At 60.0% G+C, this 22007-nt stretch carries 23 protein-coding genes; 8 read left to right on the top strand and 15 right to left on the bottom strand.

Translation table 11 applies throughout. The features are described from left to right. Positions 1-45: 45 nt before the first annotated feature. Positions 46-1944 (bottom strand): ATP-dependent zinc metalloprotease FtsH, encoded by a 1899-nt coding sequence (gene ftsH / locus B8783_RS13225; protein ID WP_084420574.1) that lies wholly within the window; start codon positions 1942-1944, stop codon positions 46-48. Positions 1945-2130: 186 nt separating this feature from the next. Between ftsH and B8783_RS13220 the strand changes: the two genes are divergently transcribed. Then, entirely contained in the window at positions 2131-3444 is a 1314-nt protein-coding gene (locus tag B8783_RS13220) for a TAXI family TRAP transporter solute-binding subunit (protein WP_084420573.1), read from the top strand. Positions 3445-3473: 29 nt separating this feature from the next. On the opposite strand, the gene B8783_RS13215 is transcribed toward B8783_RS13220, so the two are convergent. The 4 genes from B8783_RS13215 to B8783_RS13200 form a co-directional block, all read right to left on the bottom strand. Next, complete coding sequence (locus tag B8783_RS13215) at positions 3474-3890, bottom strand: hypothetical protein (protein WP_233355788.1); 417 nt, start codon at positions 3888-3890, stop codon at positions 3474-3476. Between the two features lie 120 nt (positions 3891-4010). Continuing rightward, positions 4011-5168, bottom strand: coding sequence for a 23S rRNA (adenine(2503)-C(2))-methyltransferase RlmN (rlmN, locus tag B8783_RS13210; RefSeq protein ID WP_084420571.1), 1158 nt, complete (start codon positions 5166-5168; stop codon positions 4011-4013). Between the two features lie 90 nt (positions 5169-5258). Continuing rightward, complete coding sequence (locus B8783_RS13205) at positions 5259-5666, bottom strand: DUF805 domain-containing protein (protein WP_084420570.1); 408 nt, start codon at positions 5664-5666, stop codon at positions 5259-5261. A 97-nt stretch (positions 5667-5763) separates the two neighbouring features. Continuing rightward, positions 5764-6261 (bottom strand): invasion associated locus B family protein, encoded by a 498-nt coding sequence (locus B8783_RS13200; RefSeq protein ID WP_084420569.1) that lies wholly within the window; start codon positions 6259-6261, stop codon positions 5764-5766. 204 nt (positions 6262-6465) lie between these two features. Here B8783_RS13200 and B8783_RS13195 point away from each other — a divergent pair, with 204 nt between their 5' ends. Then, a complete protein-coding gene (locus tag B8783_RS13195; RefSeq protein WP_233355787.1) occupies positions 6466-7026 on the top strand; it encodes a sigma-70 family RNA polymerase sigma factor in 561 nt (186 codons plus the stop codon). Positions 7027-7134: 108 nt separating this feature from the next. Next, a complete protein-coding gene (locus B8783_RS13190) occupies positions 7135-7821 on the top strand; it encodes a ChrR family anti-sigma-E factor (protein WP_169711795.1) in 687 nt (228 codons plus the stop codon). Here B8783_RS13190 and B8783_RS13185 read toward each other — a convergent pair whose 3' ends face one another. Next, complete coding sequence (locus B8783_RS13185) at positions 7822-8175, bottom strand: DUF2794 domain-containing protein (protein ID WP_084420567.1); 354 nt, start codon at positions 8173-8175, stop codon at positions 7822-7824. A gap of 338 nt (positions 8176-8513) precedes the next feature. On the opposite strand from B8783_RS13185, the gene B8783_RS13180 reads away from it, so the two are divergent. The 4 genes from B8783_RS13180 to B8783_RS13165 are packed head-to-tail and all read left to right on the top strand — an operon-like array spanning position 8514 to position 12947. Further along, entirely contained in the window at positions 8514-9242 is a 729-nt protein-coding gene (locus B8783_RS13180; RefSeq protein WP_084420566.1) for an ABC transporter ATP-binding protein, read from the top strand. Between the two features lie 8 nt (positions 9243-9250). After that, entirely contained in the window at positions 9251-10003 is a 753-nt protein-coding gene (locus tag B8783_RS13175; RefSeq protein WP_233355786.1) for an ABC transporter permease subunit, read from the top strand. After that, positions 10000-11889 carry a Gldg family protein gene (locus B8783_RS13170; RefSeq protein ID WP_084420564.1) on the top strand — a complete coding sequence of 630 codons (1890 nt, stop codon included), beginning with the start codon at positions 10000-10002 and terminating at the stop codon, positions 11887-11889. The genes B8783_RS13175 and B8783_RS13170 overlap by 4 nt, the downstream gene beginning before the upstream one ends. Beyond that, positions 11886-12947 (top strand): DUF4340 domain-containing protein, encoded by a 1062-nt coding sequence (locus tag B8783_RS13165; RefSeq protein WP_084420563.1) that lies wholly within the window; start codon positions 11886-11888, stop codon positions 12945-12947. The genes B8783_RS13170 and B8783_RS13165 overlap by 4 nt, the downstream gene beginning before the upstream one ends. Here the strand turns inward: B8783_RS13165 and B8783_RS13160 are convergent. From B8783_RS13160 to cysS, 8 genes are all read right to left on the bottom strand, one after another. Continuing rightward, a complete protein-coding gene (locus B8783_RS13160; RefSeq protein ID WP_084420562.1) occupies positions 12938-13771 on the bottom strand; it encodes a glycosyltransferase family 2 protein in 834 nt (277 codons plus the stop codon). The two genes, B8783_RS13165 and B8783_RS13160, sit on opposite strands and share 10 nt — an antisense overlap. Next, positions 13768-15042: an O-antigen ligase family protein gene (locus B8783_RS13155; RefSeq protein ID WP_084420561.1), complete on the bottom strand. Its 1275-nt coding sequence runs from the start codon at positions 15040-15042 to the stop codon at positions 13768-13770. The genes B8783_RS13160 and B8783_RS13155 overlap by 4 nt, the downstream gene beginning before the upstream one ends. Before the next feature lies 1 nt (position 15043). Further along, positions 15044-17023 carry a threonine--tRNA ligase gene (thrS, locus tag B8783_RS13150; protein ID WP_084420560.1) on the bottom strand — a complete coding sequence of 660 codons (1980 nt, stop codon included), beginning with the start codon at positions 17021-17023 and terminating at the stop codon, positions 15044-15046. Between the two features lie 18 nt (positions 17024-17041). After that, complete coding sequence (gene yidD, locus B8783_RS13145) at positions 17042-17362, bottom strand: membrane protein insertion efficiency factor YidD (RefSeq protein ID WP_084420559.1); 321 nt, start codon at positions 17360-17362, stop codon at positions 17042-17044. A gap of 108 nt (positions 17363-17470) precedes the next feature. Further along, the gene (locus B8783_RS13140; RefSeq protein ID WP_084420558.1) at positions 17471-17920 is read right to left on the bottom strand and encodes an iron-sulfur cluster assembly scaffold protein; all 450 of its coding nucleotides are present in this window, start codon (positions 17918-17920) and stop codon (positions 17471-17473) included. A gap of 61 nt (positions 17921-17981) precedes the next feature. Next, entirely contained in the window at positions 17982-18596 is a 615-nt protein-coding gene (locus tag B8783_RS13135; protein WP_084420557.1) for an exopolysaccharide biosynthesis protein, read from the bottom strand. Next, positions 18574-19116: a SixA phosphatase family protein gene (locus tag B8783_RS13130; protein ID WP_169711794.1), complete on the bottom strand. Its 543-nt coding sequence runs from the start codon at positions 19114-19116 to the stop codon at positions 18574-18576. The genes B8783_RS13135 and B8783_RS13130 overlap by 23 nt, the downstream gene beginning before the upstream one ends. 13 nt (positions 19117-19129) lie before the next feature. Next, positions 19130-20515: a cysteine--tRNA ligase gene (gene cysS, locus B8783_RS13125; protein ID WP_084420555.1), complete on the bottom strand. Its 1386-nt coding sequence runs from the start codon at positions 20513-20515 to the stop codon at positions 19130-19132. 273 nt (positions 20516-20788) lie between these two features. Here cysS and folE point away from each other — a divergent pair, with 273 nt between their 5' ends. Then, entirely contained in the window at positions 20789-21400 is a 612-nt protein-coding gene (folE, locus tag B8783_RS13120) for a GTP cyclohydrolase I FolE (protein ID WP_084422099.1), read from the top strand. Between the two features lie 10 nt (positions 21401-21410). Here the strand turns inward: folE and B8783_RS13115 are convergent, their stop codons facing one another. Continuing rightward, entirely contained in the window at positions 21411-21983 is a 573-nt protein-coding gene (locus B8783_RS13115; RefSeq protein ID WP_084420554.1) for an RDD family protein, read from the bottom strand. Positions 21984-22007: the final 24 nt, after the last annotated feature.

Raw genomic sequence — 22007 nt, 5'->3', positions numbered from 1 at the left:
CTAGACAGGATGCGCCCCATGGCAATTCAAATTGTGCGGTGAGCCCTAGGCTGGCTCTGGCGCACCGCCGGTTTCATCGCCCTTGTCCTTGCGGCGCTTGCCGGTCACAGGGACGGCAGATGCCGGGCCTTGTGGTTCATCAGGCTCATCCGGGCGGACAGGTGGCTGGCCGTTGAGAAGATTGGTGATCTCCTCGCCGCTGAGCGTTTCGTATTCCAGAAGGCCTTCAGCGATCGTGACCCAGTCATCCTTGTAATCGGTCATGATGCGGCGGGCTTCATCCATACCGTGCTGGACCAGCTTGCGGACTTCTTCCTCGATCTTCTTCGAGGTTTCTTCCGAAACATGGTTCGGGCGCGAATACGGATCGGAATTATCCGAATAGTCGACCGGGCCGATAATGTCGGAGAGGCCGAAGCTCGTCACCATGGCCCGCGCAATGCGGGTGGCATGCTGAATGTCTGACGAGGCGCCGGAGGTCACATTCTCTTCGCCAAAGGCGAGTTCCTCTGCCACGCGTCCGCCCATCAGGACGGCCAGACGGGACGTCATTTCCTGACGCGTCTGGGACAGCTTGTCGTCCTCTGGCAGCTGCATGACCATACCGAGGGCGCGGCCGCGCGGAATGATCGTGGCTTTGTGGACCGGGTCCGTTGCAGGCATCTTGATGCCGACAATGGCGTGACCGGCTTCGTGATAGGCGGTGAGGCGCTTTTCCTTGTCGGACATGACCATGGAGCGCTTTTCAGGGCCCATCAGGACCTTGTCTTTCGCGTCCTCAAACTCGGACATGGCGACAACGCGCTTGCCGCGGCGGGCGGCGAGCAGCGCTGCCTCGTTTACGAGGTTGGCAAGGTCAGCCCCGGAAAAGCCCGGCGTGCCGCGTGCGATGATCTTTGGATTGACGTCCTTGGACAGGGGCACATTGCGCATGTGGACCTTGAGGATTTTCTCGCGGCCAATGATGTCCGGATTGCCGACAGTGACCTGGCGGTCAAAACGGCCCGGACGCAGCAGCGCAGGGTCGAGCACGTCCGGCCGGTTGGTCGCGGCGACGATGATGATGCCTTCATTGGCTTCAAAACCATCCATCTCGACCAGAAGCTGGTTGAGGGTCTGCTCACGCTCATCATTACCGCCGCCAATGCCAGCGCCGCGCGAACGGCCGACAGCGTCGATTTCGTCGATGAAGATGATGCAAGGGGCGTTGCGCTTGGCCTGCTCAAACATGTCGCGCACACGGCTTGCGCCAACGCCGACAAACATTTCGACGAAGTCAGACCCGGAAATGGTGAAGAAGGGCACACCTGCCTCGCCGGCAACGGCGCGGGCGATGAGCGTCTTACCTGTACCTGGAGGGCCGATGAGAAGCGCGCCCTTTGGAATTTTACCACCAAGGCGCTGGAAGCGGGATGGATCGCGCAGGAACTCGACGACTTCCTGAAGTTCTTCCTTGGCCTCATCAACGCCTGCAACGTCATCAAACGTCACGCGGCCATGTTTCTCGGTCAGCATGCGGGCGCGGGACTTGCCGAAGCTCATCGCGCCGCGGCCACCGCCGCCGCCCTGCATCTGACGCATCAGGAACAGGAAGAGACCAAGAATAAGGACCAGTGGAAGCAGGTTCAGCAACAGCCCGCCAAAGCTGAAGCCGGATTCTGCGTCTTCAGTGACGCGAACGCCCTGATCGGCAAACCAGGTGGAAACTTCGATATTGGTCGGCAGCTTTTCTGCGTAATAGGTGTCGCCGCTATTGGTGACAGCTGTCACCCGGTCATTGGTCACGGTGACTTCGCTCAGCTGGTCCTGCGTCGCCATCTGACGCAGTTCGGAGATCGGCACTTTTTCCGATCCGACTGTGGCGGACGAGCCTTGCATGGCGATCATCATGGCGACGACCAGTGCTGCAATGAGGCCCCAGACAGCGAGATTACGCATGTTCATGTTTGTTTCCGTCGGTTCTAGAGTTGGCGGTTGAGCATAACATAGGCTGACTTAAGTCAGAAAACGACTCAATATGCGGTTAGGTTTGTGCAATTGGTACGCCATGCCGCACTCTTGGCCCTGGTTTTGGCCATTGCCCTCGACGGCTGGGCCTTGCCGTGGATAAAAGGGTGAGGGGGGCAGAACATGGACAAGAAGATGAAAGACGTGCTCAAGGTTTACGGCCCGCTGGCGCTGCTTGCCATTGCCAGCATCTGGGTCGCGCTTTCCCTTATTGATCCGGCGCCGCCCTCGAAAATCACCTTCGCTGCTGGCAGCCCGGGTGGGGCTTATTATGATCTTGCCCAGCAATATCGAGAGCAGCTGGCCGAAAGCGACGTCGATGTCGAAATCCTGACAACGCGCGGCTCGATGGAAAATCTTGAGCTTCTGCGCACCCGCAAAGCCGATGTGGCTTTTGTTCAGGGCGGCGTGGCCGAGAAGGGCGATGCTGAGGTTCTGCGCTCGCTTGCCGGGCTGTTTCATGAGCCGTTCTGGGTGTTCGTCCGCGCCGACGTCACAGCAGCTGATTTCGGTGACTTGCGCAGCGCGCGGCTTGCGATCGGGCCTGAAGGCTCAGGCACACGTGCGCTCGCGATGGAATTGCAGGGCTTGTGGGGCGGCGACTGGCCCGCTGAGGCGCGCCGGACCGAAAGTGGTGCGACAGCCGCGGAGGCCTTGTTGGCCGGTGACCTTGATGCGGCAGCGTTTTCCGCGTCGATCGATGCGCCCTACGTGAATGAGCTGTTGCGGGCGTCTGGCATCCGGCTCTTGCCGTTTGACCGCGCGCCGGCCTTGTCCCGGCGCACCAAGGCGCTTGCACAGGTGACCCTCTACCGCGGACTGGTTGACCTGCAGGGCGATCTGCCGGCCTCGGACGTGCCGCTGATCGCTTCGGTGGCCCAGCTTGCGGTGAACGAGCATACGCACCCGGCGATCCAGTCCCTGTTGCTGGAGGCGGCGGAACAGCTGCATGCGGGCAATACAGCATTTGCGGATGCAGGCGAGTTTCCGGATCAAGCGCTGGTCGAACTGCCGCTCTCATCGGAAGCCGAGCGGTACTGGAAGAACGGCCCATCCTTCCTGCGTAACTATTTTTCTTTCCAGATCGCAAATTTCCTTGAACGGGCCTGGGTGTTTCTGATCCCGCTTGCGACCTTGCTTATTCCGCTGGTCCGCGTTGCGCCGCCGCTATACCGGTGGCGGGTGCGCCGGAAGATCTATGTCTGGTATTCGGACCTGCGGGAACTGGAGACGCGGGGACGTGAGGCCAGCGACGAGGCTGAACGCGACCGGATTCTGGACGAACTATCAGACATGCAACAGGAAGTTGGCGCGCTCGATGTGCCGCTATCTTATACTGAGGAAGTCTATCATTTGCGCAGCCACATTACCTTTGTGCGCAATCTGATCAGAGGTCTGGATGGTTCGACTAAAAGAGCCCCGCCGACGATTTCATGATGGCTTTAAGAGCGCCAGTGCCCGGCAGGCTAATTGCGTTCGGACCCTTTTGACGCCCTCGCAGACGATTCGATGAGGGTTTTGAGGTCTGAGCGCTCCGTCAGCCGGGAGTAAGCCTCTGCCAGTTCATCCTGAAGACGGCTCTCAAGACCTGCCTCCACGTCTGACAATGCGAGATGAGCCCCGTTGAGATCGACAAGCATGCTGGCTGAGGAAATAGATTCTTGCTCTGCGTCCCGCTGGGCGCTGGCGCGGTTGCGCGCATGATCGAGGGCGTTTGCGTTGGATGTCGGTGAATTGTCGTTGGCGACGATCGCGGGAACGAACGCCAGCACAGACGCATCAGCTGACTGCGACGCAGGCTCTTCTGAGCCCTGCGGGGAGGAAGTTGGGGCCCTTGGAGGGCGTTGGTGAAACGGGGTATCGCCCCCATTCGAAAAAGGCACGAGCGTGTCTCCGTGAAATCAGGTCACGTTACTTGTCGCTCAAACACATCAAGTCGGCGCTAAATACGCCCGACAATTTTCTTTCAATTTTGATCTATCTGCAGCGGAGCGCGGTGTTGCTCAGGCTTCTGCTGCCAGTTTTTCGCGGCGCACTTCAGCTGCTGATTTCTTTACGCTTTCAGACCGCAACTGTCCGCAGGCGGCAAAGATATCGCGGCCGCGTGGTGTGCGGATCGGCGAGGCATAGCCCGCCCGGTTCACCACTTCCGCGAATGCTTCAATCGTTTCCCAGTCCGAACACTCATAAGGGCTGCCCGGCCATGGATTGAACGGGATCAGATTGATCTTGGCGGGCACGCCGCGCAGCAGGCGAACAAGATCACGCGCTTCGGCCAGCGAGTCATTGACGCCTTTCAGCATCACATATTCGAAGGTCACGCGCTTGGAATTGCCAAGGTCCGGATAGGCGCGGATGGCTTCAAACAGCGTCTGGAGATCGTACTTTTTGTTGATCGGCACGATCTCGTTGCGAAGATCATCGCGCACGGCATGCAGCGAGATCGCCAGCATCGCGCCGGTGCGCTCGCCAAGTTCAGGGATTTTCGGGGCGACGCCGGCGGTGGAGACCGTGATGCGTCGACGTCCGAGCGCAATCCCATCGCCATCGGAAATCGTGTCGATCGCTTCGGCGACATTATCGAGATTATAGAGCGGCTCACCCATGCCCATAAAGACGATATTGGTGAGCTTGCGGTTCTCCATAGAGGAGGGCCACTCATTCAGTTCGTCGCGCGCGATGAGGATCTGCGCGACGATTTCCTGAGCGGTCAGATTGCGAACCAGTTTCTGCGTGCCGGTATGGCAGAAGGTGCAATTCAATGTGCAGCCAACCTGGCTGGACACACAGAGCGCGCCGGATTTGCCAACATCGGGAATGTAGACGCTTTCGCCTTCCACGCCGGGCTGGAAGCGGGTCAGCCATTTCTGCGTTCCGTCCACTGAAACGCGATGCTCGGTAATCTCAGGACGGGAGAGATCATATTTGGCGGCGAGATCGGCGCGAAGGTCTTTCGCGATATCCGTCATCCCGTCAAATTCCTGAACGCCGAAATGATGGATCCAACGGCGCAGCTGCTTGGCGCGCATGCCAGCTTTCTTAGGCTCAAGGCCGAGCGCTTCCATCTCCGCTTTCAGCGCGGGGAGCGACATGCCGGCAAGGTTGCGGGCAGCGGCGGGCGCTTCGGCGGCGCGGCGGGTGAGATCGAGTTCCACTTTCATGGCGCGCCTATAACATGGCGTGCGCGAAATCCGAACACGTCACATCAGGACGGCTGCGAGAGCGATTGCCAAGTGGGCGCGGGCGTCGCGTCAGGCGAAAACGTCGTCCCGCACGCCGCCTTTCGGGTCTGGTCCGTATTTGTTCGGGCCGACCGTGCCAGCCATGCAGAAAAATACCAGCAGAACGATACTGGCAAAAGGGATGAAGGTGATCAGCAGCCACCAGCCAGATCTGTCCGTATCGTGAAGCCGGCGAACGGCAATTGCGAGACCCGGTATCAGGATGGCGAGGTAAAAGAGCCCAAGCACCGCGCCGATAAGCCCGATCAGGATGTTACTGCCACCGCCGTCGCCCGCAACTGCGAATATTGCGGCATAGCCGACAAGAAGGACGATCATCAGAAACAGATATGTGTACCAGTATTCCGCGCGGCGTGAGCGGCCCTGGAAATCAAAGTAACGTCCAAAAAAAGCGCCGACGGCTTCACCAAACCCCATGACAAATCCCCTCTATCAGATTGGTGATTTATTCTGCGCGCACAAAACTGTTCGGGCAAGCCCAAGCTTTATGAAAGATTTTGTTGGATCAGGCGCGTTATCGGCAGGCCGATGCGGCGCGGTCGATAGCGGCCGATGAACCGGCCAGTGAAAAGTGGTACGAAACCTTTGTGTCGCGCTTTGACACCGCTTCAACGCGAAGCTCGCTACCGGCCTTGATGGCGCTGACGAGACGCGGATCGTCCTGATTCTGGGCGAAAGCTTCCTGACCGACGCCGTACATGGTCCACCCGGCCCGTCCGACGGAGGCGCGCGCAGGCAGATCCGGGCGCAGCTCATAGCCAACCTTGAGGCTTGGCTGGCTGCGGGCTTTGCCTGATTTCCAGTTGGACACGAAGAACCACACATCTCCGTGGCTTGCGGACCTTGGCGCTTTGTCTGTCGCTTCAGTTGCGGCATAACAGAGTGTCTCGCCGTTCACTTTTTCAGTGAAGACGGTCCAGTCCTTGAACTTGCCGACGGCGGTTGGCGCAGCGTTGGCAGCGGTTGCGGAAAGGGAGGCGGCAATAAGAGAGGCGGTTATCAAGCGGATCATGCGTTCGCGTCAGTCTGGCTGGAATGAAATTGGCGGAATGGCCTTGAGTGTAAGTCAGGCATCCTGCTCAAAAGTTAAGGCCGAAATTTGACCGTACAACAGATGAAGCGGAACAGACCGGCGCTGTTGAGGTTGTAAGGTATATATTTTACACAAGTTTTCGGTGTGTGTTCGTAAGTGGTGAAACGGGTGGCGATAGCCAGGATGCAGAAAAGTACTGACGAGGTGCAAATGCATGCTGACTGCGTTGCGCGCATCGCAGGCGAGGCATGCCGTCGATCTTTCGGGACGCTTTTTGAATTCTATGGCCCCCGCCTGAAGGCCTATCTCAGAAAACTCGGCGCCAGCGATGGGCAGGCTGAAGAAGTGGTGCAGGATGTCATGCTGACGGTGTGGCGGAAGGCCGGCCAGTTTGATCCCTCAAAGGCTTCCGTCTCCACTTGGGTGTTCCGGATCGCCCGTAACCGCCATATCGATACGTTCAGAAAAACCATCCGGCCAGAGCTCTCGCCGGACGAGCCCATGTTGCAGCCACAGCAGCCGGATGAGCCCGATGACATGGTCTCTCAGGGCCAGATTGAGGCGCATGTTCGTGAACAGCTGAAAACGCTGCCGTCCGAGCAGCTCGATCTTCTGAAAGCGGCTTTCTATGAAGGTCTGTCGCATAGCGAAATCTCTGAAACTTATGGAATTCCGCTCGGTACGGTTAAGTCGCGTATTCGTCTCGCCTTCGACAAGCTGCGGCATACGATCTCCCGCGACTGACCGGTTCTTATGCGCCTAATGGCTGTATCGGCTTGACCTTTTCGAAGATCGCGCAATATCCGGTCTCACACCTTGAACTGTCTACGCAAACGGGAAAGCGAACGCGATTTGAGCGGGAATCATTCGCAAATTTCAGAACTGTACAGTGCCTATGCTGCAGGGCGCCTCAGCACCGCGTTCCGGTTGCTGGTGCAAACCCAGATGGCGCTGCGCGCGGATGTGCGGCGTGACATCGAACAGGCCGAAGCCATCTCAGGCGCATTTTTTGAGGCCGAAGAGCGTGAAACCCTTTCGCCGAACGCTTTCGAGACAGCTCTCAAGCGGATTGATGCCCTGGACGAGGGGACGGCAGATCAGTTGCACGCGGCCCATCTTGCCAATGAGCGCCTCACAGAGCTGATGCGGTTGCCGGAGCCTCTGCGGGAGAAGGCGCTTGAGGCCTGCGCGCAAAGCGGCTGGCGTCGTCTTACCAGCGGTGTGAGCCGTCTGGAGATTTCCAATCAGGGCACCACCCATTCTCATCTATATCGCATCAAACCCGGTGCCTCGGTGCCCCAGCACACCCATCATGGCGATGAGCTGACACTGGTCCTCGAAGGCGGTTTCACAGATGAGACCGGAAGCTATGGGCCGGGCGACATCTCGCTGCAGACCTCGCAGGATACCCACCAGCCGGTGGCAGATGATGATGGCATTTGTCTTGTCTATGCCGTGTCAGATGGCGGCATGAAGTTCAAAGGCGCCCTCGGCGTTTTCCAGAGCCTTTTCGGCGGCGGACGAGGCCGGGCGAACTGATCAGTCGTTTTGCGCGGTCGTGTTGATCAGCTCGAATTTCCGCGTTTCAAAGACTTTCAGAACATTCGCCAGATCGTGGCCGCGTTTCAGCACCTGATTCTGGCTGCCATAGACCGCATAGGCCCCTTGCCGGTTTCTGAGGTCTGGCACTTTTTCGATCCGCCAGGTGGGGGCTTCAGCATGCCGCCGGAAGATCGCAAAGACGGCGTGATCCCTGAACATACCGATCGCATAATCCTTGGCCTGTCCTGCCATGACCATCTTTCCGTAGACATTCAGGATGCTGGACATCTCCGTGCGATGAAAAGCGACTTTGGGCTCCGGTCGTGGCTGTAGGTGTGTTACAGTACCCATAGAGGAATTCCGGCTCCTTTCTGACTGGCAAAACCTGACGCATTTGTAATGCGTTTGACCGGTTTTTGCCGTATTCTTGCCTTGCGGCGGTCACCGATTACGACCACTTTGAACGTGTCGGGTGATGGTGTCTAGCAGGTACCTCGGACCCATCAGCCCCCCCAGCCCCCCGGGGCGCCTGTATGCCTTCACCCGACGTCTACTCTCCCCAACAGTCAAGATTTGCCATGGCCGCGTCCTCGACGTGGGACTGCGCTCTGCTTTTCGTCAGACCGCCTCTGGTCATCCGCGCGCTCGAGGTTTAGTCAGAGGCTCTGCGAATCTGGACCGGTCCATCAATGCTCGAACTCAAGCAGCTCGCAAAATCCTTTGGGGACCATAAGGCCGTTGAATCGGTGAGCTTTTCCCTGAAACAGGGCGAGGTTCTCGGGTTTCTGGGGCCAAATGGTGCGGGCAAATCAACAACAATGCGAATGGTTGCCGGTGTGATCGAGCCGGACCGCGGCGATGTATCGATCTCAGGCTTCTCTATCATCAGTGACCGGCGCGACGCGCAGCGCAAACTTGGCTATCTGCCAGAAGGCGTGCCGCTCTATGCTGATATGACGCCGCGCGAATTTCTCAATTTCATGTGCCGTGCGCACGATATTGACCGCAAGACCTGCGTCTCGGCGATCGACCGGGTCGTCGCGGATGCGCGGATCAGCTCAGTGATGAACCGGCGCATTGCCACGCTGTCCAAGGGCTATCGCCGCCGCGTTGGTCTTGCCGGTGCCATGATCCATGACCCGGATGTGCTCGTGCTGGATGAGCCGACCGACGGTCTGGACCCGATCCAGAAGCGGGCCGTCCGGGCGCTGATTACGCGGATGGCCGCTGACAAGACGATCCTGATTTCCACGCACACGCTGGAAGAAGTCCCGGCGATGTGTACGCGCGCCATTATTATCGACCGCGGCTGCGTGGTGGCCGATGGCACGCCGCAGGACCTCGCGGCCCAATCGGAAGGCGGTCTTGAAGAGACCTTCATAACGCTTGCCGGTACCCATGAGGTCGATCAGGTATGAAGGGTTGGATGAAGGATACGATGACCGGGCTGCGGGCGAGCTACATCCGTGAGCTGAGGGCCTATTTCGCGACGCCGCTCGCCTATGTGTTCATCGCCATATTCCTCATGCTTCTTGGCTTTTTCACCTGGGAAGCCTCGCGGTTCTTCGATACGGGCGTCGCTGACCTTCAGCCCTTCTTCTACTGGCATCCCTGGCTGTTCATGATCTTTCTGCCGGCGCTGTCGATGCGGCTCTGGTCTGATGAAAGCGCGGCTGGCACAACCGAATTGCTGATGTCCTTGCCGATCACCATTACCGGGCTCGCCATCGGCAAGCTCTTGGCCGCCTGGACGGTGGCCTTACTGGCCCTCGCCCTGACGACCCCAATGTGGATGACGGTCAATTATCTCGGCGCTCCGGATAACTCCGCCATTCTGCTGACCTATCTGATGAGCGCGCTGATGGCGGGGGCCTATCTTGCGATTGGCGCGGCCATTTCTTCGCTGCTGAGCAGTCAGGTGCTGTCTTATGTCATCGGCGTTGTGGTGGCCTTTGTGTTCACGGCAGCAGGTTGGCCGATGGTGCTCGGTGCGATTTCGGGCGCGCTCGGAGCCGGGGTCGGCGACCTTGCGGCCCAGTTCTCCTTCCTCACGCATTTTGAGACAGCTGAGCGCGGCGTTCTTGAAGTACGCTCGGTGCTGTTCTTCATCGGTTTTGTGGCGCTCTGTCTTGCGCTGAATGTGATCTGGGTGTCGCAGCGACGCGGGGCGATGCGATGAGCCCGCGTAGTTTCCTTCCGGTTGCGACCGCGCTGCTGCTGGCGATTTTCATCGCCGCCACGCTCATCATACAGCCGCTATTGCGCGGGGCCCGGGCCGATTTTACCGAGGCCAGTCTCTACACCTTGTCTGATGGGACGGTATCGGCGCTGCAAAATCTGCAAGAGCCGGTGGATCTGACCTTCGTTTACACCCGCCGCGTCGGTCAGGAATATCCAGCTGTCCGCGCCTATGCGACCCGCGTGAGAGAGCTGCTGCAGGCGTATCGGGCCGAAGCGGGCGCTAATCTCCGCGTGCGCGAGATCGATCCGCTGCCATTCTCTGAAGCTGAGGATGAAGCGGTCGCCGCTGGCATCGTCGCGGTCGATACGAATGGTGAGGACCCGCTCTATTTTGGGATTATCGGTCGCAACACGATCGACGATCAACGCGTCATTCCCTTTCTGGCGCCGGAGCAGGAAGAAACGCTGGAATATGACCTTACCCGTCTCATCGCGCGTCTTGACCGGCCAGAGCCACCGACCGTCGGAATTCTGAGCACGCTGCAAGGCATGCAGGGCGACGGTCAGGGCGCGGGCTATTCCTTCCTTCAGGAAGCGGCCAAGAGCTTCAACATCACGCAGATCGATGAAGACTTCTATGCCCTGCCGGAGGATATGGACGTCTTGCTGATGGTCCATCCGCCGGACCTCGATGACTGGCAGACCTGGCTGATTGACCAGTTTCTCCTGCGCAAGGGCAGGGCAATTATTCTGGTCGATCCGGCGGCCAAGACTGCACCCGGCAGTGAGTTTGGCGGACTGCGCGAGCGGCAGATACGCTCTGACCTGGGCCGGTTCGGCGATGTGTGGGGCGTGCACCTCTCAGAGGAGGCCGTCGCTGATACTGAAAGCGCGTTGCCGATTCAGGCGCCTGTTGGCGAAGGGCGTACGAATGTCGTCCGCCACCCGCTCTATCTGGCGGCGCCGCCTGCCATGATGTCGCGTGATAGCCTGATCACCGCAGAACTTTCACGGACTGTCAATTTTGGCGCGCCCGGGGCGTTGGAGATCGACGAGGCGTCGCCCTTTGATGTCGAAGTGCTGATCCATACCGGCGAGGCACCGTCCTGGATCCCGGCTGAAGAGGCGGTGAAGGATTTGTCCGTCCAGGACACGCTCGCGCTTTATGAACCGGTCGAGGGCGAAAAACCGCTCGCAGTGCGCCTGCATGGGGCACTCGTTTCCGCCTTCCCTGATGGCGCCCCGCCGCCAGCCGTGCCGGATGATCCGGTTCTGGCAGAGCTTGTGCGGGCCTCGGCGCAAACCGCGCAGCCGCATATCGCCTCCAGTGAACGCGACGCTGAGATCCTCATCCTGTCAGACGCTGATATGGTGGATGACGGCCTTTATGTTGATCTGGAGTCAGCCACGGCCTTCGCCGACAATGGCGCCCTGCTGATGAACGCCCTCGACGTCATGTCCGGCGATGCAAACCTTCTCAGCCTGCGCGCGAGAGCGTCCAGCCGCCGGCCGATGTCGCGTGTGGAAGCCATGCGCGACGAAGCGCAGGCGCGCTTCTTTGGCGAACAGGCACAGCTTGAAAACCGTCTGGCCGAGGCGCAGGCGCGCTTGCAGGAGCTGCAGCAGATCGGATCAACGGATGGCTTTTTTGAAGGTGATCTGGAAGCGACGCTGACTGATGAAGAGCGGTCCGAGCTTGCCGAGCTGAGGACTGACATCGTCGAAACGCGCTCAAGATTGCGGTCAATCGAGCGCGATTTCCGGCGTGAGATCGATGCGCTCGAAGGCTGGCTGAAATTCATCAACATATTTGGCGGCGCCATTCTGATCGGCCTGATTGGCCTGTTTGTCTGGTGGCGGCGCCGCAAGGTAGGCCCGTCATGAGTGTGAGGCTGGATAATCGCCGCATGCATGTCATCAGACGCCTGTCGCTCGTTGCAGCCGGGCTCTGGGTGGCGCTTCTGCTGTTGGTTCTGTTCCGGCCGGCGCAAAGCGATGTCAGCCCGAGAACCGGCAGCCCGGTCCTGAAGAATTTTTCAGCCGTTCGCGCAGATACCGGGCGCATCAAGATCACCATGGCCGATGAAAGCTACACGCTGGAGCGGCGCGGGGAGCAATGGGTGATGGAAGAAACAGGCGGATATCCGGTGCGGATGGATCGGTTGAACACACTCGCCGAAGGTCTCGAAACCCTGACATGGGGCGCACGGCGCACGTCAGACCCGAACAGGCTCAGCCGGCTTGGCCTCGGTGATCCGACAGAGGGGGGCAATGGAGTTCTGGTCGAGGTGTTCGCCAGCGATGGGGCCAAGACTGCCGAGATGATTACAGGCCGCCGCGGCGACCAGCTCTATGCGCGGGCGCCCCGGGAGAATATTGCGTTTCAGGTCAATGGGGAACTGCCGCCGCTCTATACCCATGAGGCCTGGCTCGATCTCGACATCATCAATATCGATGCGTCCAGTATTTCGGCGGTCCGCATGACCGACGCATCCGGCGATTCCATTTATCTCACGCGGCCTCCGGGCGGGAGCGCCAGAAGCTTCACGCCTGCGCCGCCATTCCAGAATGACGAAATCCGGAGCTCTCTTGCGGTGTCGACCTCGGCACTTGCGATCTCGCGGTTCATGCCTGTTGACGTCAAAGCAGAAAGTGACCTCTCAGGCCGCCCCGTCGCTCGCCACATCTCGGGAACCTTCGATGGCCTCGAAATCGACTTGCGGGCCTGGCGCGAGGAAGATGGTTATTGGGCAACCTTGAGAGCCGTGGAGGCTGGTGAGGGGGCCCGCCGCGCGCGGACGATCAATGACAAGGCTCAGGGGTGGGCGTTCAAATTGACTGAATATGACTGGCGCGAATTTGCGCCGGATGTCTCGTCACTCGTAAGTCGCGCGGAACCCTCCGAAGGTGTTCCCCCACCGCCCACAGATTTTCAGCCCTGATCTTTCGCCCGAGACACAAGAATGGCCGTGATGATCGGCGTGATCAGTTCGGCCAGCAGCCTCTCAGCCGGATTGGAAGCGAACTTCCTGAAATAGTGGGCAAGGCTGTCCCCCTTATACGCAGCAACCGTTTTCGACGGCGCGTCAGAGGTGGCGCCATAGTGGAGCGCCCCTGCATCCGGAACGTACATGACACAGCCACCGGCCTCGCCCGCGCGGCGGCAGATATCAACATCCTCAACATGCATGAAATAGCGCTCGTCGAAGCCTTTAAGCAGTGCGAAGCTCTTTGTGTCGGTGAGCATCAGCGCGCCTGACACGACATCCATCGGCACCGGTTCGCGCGGCGCTGGCGTGGCCTCGAGCGTCCAGGTGTTCCAGCCCGCATATGTCGTCAGGGCGCGAAACAGGGTGAGTTTCCGGCGCCGTGGCCCCCGGTTCTCCACGCCCCATTTATCGAAAATCTTGCCGCCCACAATCCATGGCGCGGGCAGCGCGCTCGCGGCCTTGATCATCTTCTCGACGGAGCCGCGCTTCAGCACAGCATCAGGATTGATGATGAGCAGATTGCCGTCCGGGGCGCGCTCCGACGCAAAATTCACCGCGCGGCCAAAGCCGATATTTCCAACTTCGTCCAGCAGCGTGACGGTCTCACGCGCATCTGCAAAGGCTTGCAGCCAGGCGGACTCCTCAGGGGGATTTCCATTGTTGACGATGCGGATGAAACTGACGGCGGGGTCACCATCCAGCGCGTGCAGGCACTCATGCAGGCGTGGCCCGGTATGGTAAGTCACCACGAGTGCGGTTGTGACGGGCTCTGTCATCGGGGCTGACTGGCGCGATGGATGAGGACGATTCCGGCTGCGGCGATGCCTATCGTGGCCCAGAACGCCTCGTTCCAGACGCTATAGGACAGGCTGAACAGAGCAAAGCTCGCGCCGATCAGCGCGGCAGCGGCGACCCGGCTGGCGAGTGGCAAACGCTCGGGTGGCGGTAATTTCCAGGCTATGAGCAGAAGGCACAGCACGGCAAGTGAGACGCCGATGAGCCCTGTCTCCGCCCACAATTGCAGACCCATATTATGCGGGTGGCCGGGCAGGATACGGTAATACTCCCAGCGTCCATCGTTGATGCCGGTGTCAGCGACGATCTGCTTTAAGAGGTCAGGGTGGTCGCCAAAGGTTTCGCGCCACCCTTTCGAGGCCTCGATGCCGTGCCCGAGAATGGGGCGTTCGGCGACTTTCTCTGTGGTGAGTTGCCAGGCCCAGAGCCGTGACTGGAACGAGGTTGGAAGAGGCAATCCGGCTTTCGCCAGCGCGCCGCCGCCGACGCCCAGAATGAGAGGGGAGGCCAGAATGAAAATCGAGATGGCAATCAGCAGAAGCTTGAAGCCGGAACGGGCAAATAGTGTGGTGACGATCAGCGCCGCACTGATCAGCACAATGCCCAGCACTGAGACATCCGATCCGAGCAGGGAGAACGCGACTAGCGAGGCCACCAGAAGCGCAGCTGCGATGGGCCAGCGCGCGCGCCCGCCGATCATCATCAAAAGCCCGAGCAAAATGGGAAGCCCCAACAGGAATGCATTTGCACTTCGCAGAATATTCAGCGGCGCTTCCGTCGTGCGGTCGCTGAAGGGGGCATAGAGATCAAGTGCGCCCTCCGGCAGCAGGGCCATGGCGAAGGTGCCGGCGCCATGCACGGCCAGCATGACCCCGATGATTGTGAGGGAGATTCGATACCGTCCGGGCTTTATCCGCAAGGCTGCGGCAAAGGTCAGGACAGACGCAAACAGGGTCAGTACGATCCTGAGACCAGCCGCCTCCATGTTGAAGGTGCCTTCGGAAAGATTTCCGACAAGAACCGACTGGGACACCGCCGACCAGATGCTGCTGGTCGCCGCCCAGACCGCGAGCGCGGCGAGGGCGATCACCAGCAGATTGAAACGCGTCCAACGCACATAGAAGGCTGCTGCGATGGCGGTTAACCCGACAAGGCTGGAGTAGCCTTGCGTGCCGAAGAGCGCCACCGGCAGCCATAAGATGAACGCCGCGGCCAGTATGGTCGCATAACTAATGCCGCGGCGCTCTGTCATATCAGGCCTTCGCCCGTTTCAGGTCTGGCGCCGTCGCCTCATCGGCGAGTTGGGCGGCCGTTTCGCTGAGGCCCAGGATTTGCTGGCCTTTCGAGCCGAACCGGCGAAGCGCAAGCGTGCCTTCGGCGGCCTCCCGTTCGCCGACAACGGCAATCACGGGCACTTTCTGAAGCGAATGCTCGCGGACCTTGTAGTTGATCTTCTCATTGCGCTTGTCGACTTCGACCCGGAGACCAGCCGCCCGAAGCGTCTCGGCCGCCTTGTCGGCATAGTCGTCGGCTTCGGACGTGATCGTCGCGACGATGACCTGCACAGGCGCGAGCCACATCGGGAACGCACCGGCAAATTCCTCGATCAGGATGCCGATAAACCGCTCCATGGAGCCGAGGATCGCCCGGTGCAACATGACGGGGCGCTGTTTTGAGCCATCCGATGCTGCGTATTCGGCACCGAGCCGCTCCGGCAGCACATAGTCGAGTTGCAACGTTCCGCATTGCCAGACACGGCCGATGGCATCCGTCAGCTGGAATTCGAGCTTCGGTCCATAGAACGCGCCTTCGCCCGGCAGGATTTCACAAGGAAGCCCTGCCGCATCGACGGCGTCCTTCAGGCCTTTTTCGGCCCGGTCCCACGTCTCGTCGCTGCCGGCGCGAACATCAGGACGCGTCGAGAGCTTCACCGCGATCTCTTCAAAGCCGAAATCGCGATAGACGCTTTCCAGAAGGCGGCAGAACTTGATCGATTCCTCGACGATCTGGTCTTCGCGGCAGAAGATGTGCGCATCATCCTGCGTGAACTGGCGCACCCGCATGATGCCATGAATGGCGCCGTGCGGCTCATTGCGGTGACAGCAGCCAAACTCGGCCAGCCGCAAGGGCAGGTCGCGATAGGATTTCTGTCCCTGCTTGAACACCTCGACATGGGCCGGGCAGTTCATCGGTTTCAATGCCATCAGCTTGGCGTCTTCAGGCACGGAGATTTCAACGCCCTCTTCACCCTCGGGGATGAAGTCAGGGACGATGAACATGTTCTCGCGATACTTGCCCCAGTGACCGGATTTCTCCCACTGGACCGAGTCCATCAGCTGCGGTGTCTTGATCTCGTCATAGCCTTCAGCGTCGAGCTGGCGGCGCATATAGGATTCGATCTGACGCCAGATCGTGTAGCCCTTGGCGTGCCAGAAGACAGACCCGGCGGCGGCCATGCCATCGAGGTGGAAGAGGTCGAGCTCACGGCCAAGCTTGCGGTGGTCGCGCTTTTCGGCCTCTTCGAGACGGACGAGATGGGCCTTGAGGTCTTTCTCATTCGCCCAGGCCGTGCCGTACATGCGTTGCAGCATCTCGTTGCGATGATCGCCGCGCCAATAGGCCCCGGCAAGCTTCATCAGCTTGAAGGCCTTGGGCAGTTTGCCCGTCGATGGCAGGTGCGGCCCACGGCAGAGGTCGAACCAGTCGCCTTGCTTGTAGACCGAGATTTCCTCGCCCGGCGGGATGATGTCGTCGATGATCTGCGCCTTATAGTCCTCGCCGATCTCCTTGAACGTCTTGATGGCCTCTTCCTTTGACCAGACCTCGCGGATGATCGGATAGTCCTTGTCGACGATCTCACGCATCTTGTCCTCGATGCGCTCAAAGTCTTCCGTCGAGAAAGGCTTCTCGCGGGCAAAGTCGTAATAGAAGCCGTCATCGATCACAGGGCCGATCGTGACCTGCGTATCTGGATAGAGTTCCTGAACGGCCTGAGCGAGCACGTGTGCCGCGTCATGGCGCAGAAGCTCGAGGCCGTCCTGGTCACGTGCCGTTACGATGGCAACTTGCACATCGCCGGGTAGCGGCCGGTTCAAATCATACATTTCCCCGTCCACCTTGGCGGCGAGGGCCGCCTTGTGCAGGCCGGGAGAGATCGACATGGCAACATCGGACGCGCTCGCGCCGTCTTCGTATTGTCGCACCGATCCATCGGGAAGCGTTACATTAATCATGAGTCTTGCTTTTCAAATTCATTCTGGCTGGTTGCCGGGAAATTTTCTCTCGCCCAGAGACCAGTCTCCAGCTCTCCATGGAGCCCAGAAAGGTGAAGGATTTGCTTTCTCCGGGGCCGGATCGAAACCTGATGAGCCTCCGGGCCGACAGCGTGACAGGCGGGCGAGGGTCATCCAGCCTCCTGTCCACATGCCGTGCCGGGACACGCATTCAGCGCAATACTCGCTACAGGTCGGCACATGACGGCAGTGCGCCCCAAACACCTGAAAGGCGGGGGACAATGTCATCTTGTAGGCCTTTAGGGCCGCATAAGCGGCTTTCCTGCGAAGGGCGGGCATACCGGTTTCCGGTTATTGTTCTGGTGAAAGCGGTTCTAGACGCGCGGGGTGCGGCTCACAACCCGATAGGGCTGCGATAAATGCCGACATCTGGCTACAGCGGGGCGTTCAGGCCGCTGTAGCCCGCATGGTTCGCGTGGTCTCGATGGCCTCACATGCTGCCTCGAAAGCCAGCATTGTGGACGTGTGGCGCGGTGGATAGTCAGCGACGCCTTCAAGGTGGCGCAATTCGGCAAAACGTCCGACAGGCGGCTCGCCGCCCTCTTTCAGCATGGCTTTCAGCGCATCACGCGCCGCAAAAATCTCATCGACGCTCGCGCCGACGGCATGCTCGGCGAGAATGGCCGTTGCGGCCTGGCCGAGGGCGCAGGCTTTCGGGTCGACCCCAATCGCCTCAACCGTTTTGCCATCTTCGCTGAGCCGGATATCGACACGCACAACAGAGCCGCACACGCGCGACACCTTCTCGACGGATGCATCAGCATCCTCAAGCGGTCCGACATGCGGAATATTGGCGGCCAGTTCCAGCACGCGATTATGATATAGCTCAGCGCTCATGCCGCCTAGATCGCCCCAAATCGTTAAAATATCAAGTTCCGGTGAATGAGCGGCCTGCTTCTCAGGTGAAGAAATTCATCACGCGGGGCAGGATTTTGATCAGCAGACATGTTGCGCCGACGAGGCTGGCGCCTGCAAGCAGCAGCACAAATCCGTCGCGTGCGGTCAGGGCGAGGCCGAAGAACAGAATGGTGAGACTTGGCAAAAGTGGGCCAAGCGGAACCAGCCCGAGCGGTATGGTGATCAAGGCCGCCGCGACGCAGGCCAGCGCCACGATATTGATAAAGGGCGGACGCGTCAGAAACGTCAGACGCGGCTTCAGAATCTGGTCCACCGTATAGGCGTGTGGCTCGGCCGCCTTGATGCCTGACAGCAAATATTTGCGCGGAAACGAGACGTTCAATGCGCGCTTCGGCAGCCAGGGAAATCTTAGGCCGATAACGATCTGGGTCGCAAAGATCAGCGTGACGAGCGCGACCAGCCAGTTTGCCCCCGGCACCAGCGAGAGCGGACTGACCGCGATAAAGCCCAGCAGAAGCAGCACAGGCCCGTAAGAGCGCCGCCCGACGGCGTTGAGCAGGTCTTCAATCGAGACGGTCTCGCCTTCTGTATGGTCGCCAAGCGACACCAGAAGCGAGCGCATGTCATTGACCTCAGTCCGATGCGTCTGGGACATAGGCGGCTCCGTACCTCTGGATGTCGGTCTCGACCTCATCATCCATGAAACCGGTCAAAACATAAAGCCGATCATATTCGGACGCCTCATCAATCGGCGTTCCGCTATCTCCGCCGAGAAGTGCGGCGAGTTGCGGGGTTGTGTTGGAATGGCCAACGACGAGGGCGGTGCTCTCATCGCTCAAGAGCTGATCGGCGAGGCTTTGAAGGTCACCTGCATCATAAATCTGGATGTCGAGTTCCAGCGCATCGGCGAGTGGGACGGCGGTTTGGTTTGTACGGCGATAGTCGCTTGACCAGATCGTCTCGATGCCAGCGGCGCGAAGGCGCTCTGCGAGCACAGCGGCGCGCGCTTCGCCCTCGGGCGTGAGGGCTGGGTCGGAGCCGTTCTGCTTTTCAGCGTGGCGTACCAGATAGATGGTGAAGCCGCCTGCGTCCTGCGGCGCTGCGACCGGTTTCGACATGCACGCCGACAGGGCCAGCGCAGCAAGCGTTATCAGGCAGCAGGTCAGGCGTTTCATCTGTTCTCTCCGATTAGACCCGCCGCCAGGTCGAGCCCTGCGGCCCATCCATGATCTCGATACCTTCGTCGGCGAGCTCTTTGCGGATGCGGTCCGCCTCGGCCCAGTCCTTATTGGTGCGGGCATCGACACGGGCCTGAACCAGCGCGTCGATACGCGACTTGTCATCCGCCGTGCCGCCCTGTTCCCATTCAGCCGGGGTCCTGGTCAGCAGGCCGAGCAGGGCGCCTGCCGCGAGCAGGTCAGCGCGGGCGGCCGCCATCTTGTCTTCGTCCTTGGCATCGGCGGCCTGATTGGCTTCGGAGGCAAGGCGTGAAAGTTCAGCCAGCGCGATGGGTGTGTTGAGGTCATCGCAGAGCGCGGCGAGCACAGCTTTGTCCCGTGCAGTGCCGCCTTCGGCGTCCCAGACACGGCGGAGCGCCCCATAGATCCGGCCGAGCGTTGTCTTTGCCTGCTCCAGCAGGTCACGCGTCCAGTCGAGCGGTGCACGGTAATGGCCTGAGAGGAGCGCAAACCGCAGCACTTCGCCGGGCCAGTGCTCGATCAGATCGTGGATCAGCTTCACATTGCCGAGCGACTTCGACATTTTCTCGCCGTCCATGTCGAGAAAGCCATTGTGCATCCAGTAACGGGCCATTGGCTCGCCATGCGCGCATTCCGATTGCGCGATCTCATTCTCATGATGCGGGAATTGCAGGTCGATGCCGCCGCCATGAATGTCGATGGTCTTGCCAAGATTGGCGGCGATCATCGCTGAGCATTCAATATGCCAGCCCGGGCGGCCACGGCCCCATGGGCTGTCCCAGATGGCGTCATCCGGCTCACCCGGCTTTGCAAACTTCCAGAGCGCGAAGTCAGCCGGATTGCGCTTTTCGTCCGAGACTGCGACGCGCGCGCCGGCTTCATTGTCTTCCAGCTTGCGGCCAGACAGCTTGCCGTAATCATCCATCTGCTCGACGTCGAAGAAGACGCCGGACGGGGCGGTATAGGCATAGCCCTTGGAGATCAGCTGGCGTGTAATCGCGATCATGCCGTCGATGTGCTGGGTCGCCCAAGGCTCAATCGTTGGCGGCAGGACATTCAGTGAGGCGATGTCCGCATTGTAGATATCGGCATAGGTGCGCGTGATCTCAGGGATCGGCGTGCCGTCCTGCAACGAGCGGGCAATGATCTTGTCCTCGACATCGGTGATGTTGCGGGCATAGACGACCGCGCTTTCGCCATAGGTCTGGCGCAGCAGGCGGAACAGCACGTCGAAGACAACCGGCGGGCGGGCATTGCCGATATGGGCGTAGTTATAGACGGTCGGTCCGCACACATAAAGCGTGACGCGGGATGGATCCTGCGGGGTAAAAACCTGCTTCTCGCGGCCGAGCGTATTGTAGAGTTTGATCTGCATGCGCGGGTGTTTAAGCCGGAAGGGTTAAAACTAAAAGACCGGCCACGCTGCAAACCTACGAAACGCATGCCGCAACGGGCCCTGCGCTACCGTGACGCGCGGTGAACCGCCTCTGAGGTTTGCTGGAAATCCTCTTGTATGCCACTTATGTAGCCAACACGCCCTGAGGGTAACTCTCGGGCGGGCGTTAAGTCCGGTATTGGGGTGCAAGGGCGCGCTCACAGAAAATCCGGCTCGACCCCCGTCCCTCGGTACAGGAATTTTGCCATGGCGATGGATGCCATCACAAAAGACGAAAATCGCGCGCTTGAGCCGGTGAAGCGGCCAACGCAGGCCGAAGCTGAAGAGGCTGTGCGCACGCTGCTGGCATGGGCGGGGGATGACCCACGCCGTGAGGGCCTGCTCGACACGCCAAAGCGCGTCGTCAACGCCTATAAGGAATGGTTCCAGGGCTATGACGAAGACCCGGTCAAATATCTCTCGCGCACCTTTGATGATGTGCAGGGCTATGACGACATGGTCATGCTGCGTGAGATCGACGTCGAGAGCCATTGTGAGCACCACATGGCGCCGTTCCTCGGCACCGCCTATGTCGCTTACATGCCGACGCAGGCTGTTGTCGGCATCTCCAAGATTGCCCGCGTTGTCGAGATCTATGCCAAGCGCCTGCAGACGCAGGAAACGATGACCGCGCAGATTTGCGATGCGCTGACCGAAAGCCTCGCGCCAGCGGGTGTCGCCGTCCTCATCGATGCGGTCCACCAGTGCATGACAACGCGCGGCGTGCACCATCCAAACGTCTCGACCATCACCACGCAGTTCACCGGCGTCTTCAAGACCGACAAGGATATGCGGGACCGGTTCCTGAGGCTTGCGGGCCGCTAGGCGGGCGCGATCAGCCCGCATCATCCGGCAGGGTAGCCGGGTCCGGGCGGGGAAAAGATTGAACAATTGAATGGGCTGCACGGTCATAGGCTGTGCGGCCCTTTTTCGTGAACAGCATGACGACATAGGCAAGCCAGAAGGCGAGCGCCGCGAAACACAAGAAAATGTTGAAGGCGGGCATCGGGTCAACAAAGGGCCGGCCTGGCACAAACCAGATGGCGGCATGCGCGACTTCCCATGGTGCAAACTTGATGGCGTTTCGGATCAGCGTGCGCCGAAGCGGCAGCGTATCCCCATCTGGTGAGGTCACGAAGACCCCCATCATCCGCTTGCCGACCGTCGCGCGCCAGGATGAGGCTTCCATCAGCGCGCCATAGAGAATGGTCGGGACTGTCAGCAGGAAAAAGCCGAGCGCATGGGCGAGCGCTTTGCCGGCCAGTGTCTCAGGTGGCCCGGTGACGACGCCGCCGAGCACCAGGCCAACGCTGACCAGCGCCATGCCGTAGAGCACCATGATGCAGTAATCGATGCCATAGGCGGCCAGGCGCTGTCCCGCGCTCGCGTAAGTGAAGTCGTCTTCCATCGCATCACCTTAAATCGGTCTGTC

This window comes from Henriciella litoralis (genome assembly GCF_002088935.1).
Lineage (GTDB): Bacteria > Pseudomonadota > Alphaproteobacteria > Caulobacterales > Hyphomonadaceae > Henriciella > Henriciella litoralis.
The sequence above is the reverse complement of the archived record's forward strand: the minus strand, read 5'-3'. Positions and strand labels throughout refer to the sequence as shown.